The organism is Mycetohabitans sp. B3 (genome assembly GCF_021498065.1).
Taxonomy (GTDB): domain Bacteria; phylum Pseudomonadota; class Gammaproteobacteria; order Burkholderiales; family Burkholderiaceae; genus Mycetohabitans.
Genome location: NZ_JAHLKN010000145.1, coordinates 1 through 374, shown reverse-complemented (window position 1 = coordinate 374; position 374 = coordinate 1). Strand labels below are relative to the sequence as shown.

General features: G+C 61.2%; 1 protein-coding gene. It reads right to left on the bottom strand.

Annotation, left to right across the window (positions count from 1 at the left end; genetic code table 11):
* Positions 1-374 (bottom strand): AMP-binding protein (locus KQH55_RS16005; protein WP_235091660.1); only part of this gene is annotated, 374 nt, incomplete at both ends.

Sequence of the window (374 nt, the reverse complement as noted above, 5' to 3'; positions counted from 1 at the left end):
CGCACGAGGAGCGAACGACGTCTCCGGTGTTGTACCAGCGTTGGCCGTCGAGTTGAAAAAATCGCTGAGCCGTTTTCTCGGGAGCATTCCAATAGCCGGTCACGACAGACGGCCCTGCGACGCATAACAGGCCGGGTTCACCGTCGGGTACCGGTCGCTGATGCTCATCGACGACGATCGTGTTGCAGTGGTCGCAGGGATGACCAATCGGCAACGGTTCGACGCGCTCTGCCGGTATGGACGTGAGTACCCGGTAGGCAGTGCACACGTTGGTCTCGGTGGGGCCGTACAGATTGTAGTAGGCTGGTTGGGGCCACAGCTGCAGCAACCTGCGCAACTTCGCGATGGGGAAGACTTCGCCGGCGAAGAGCACG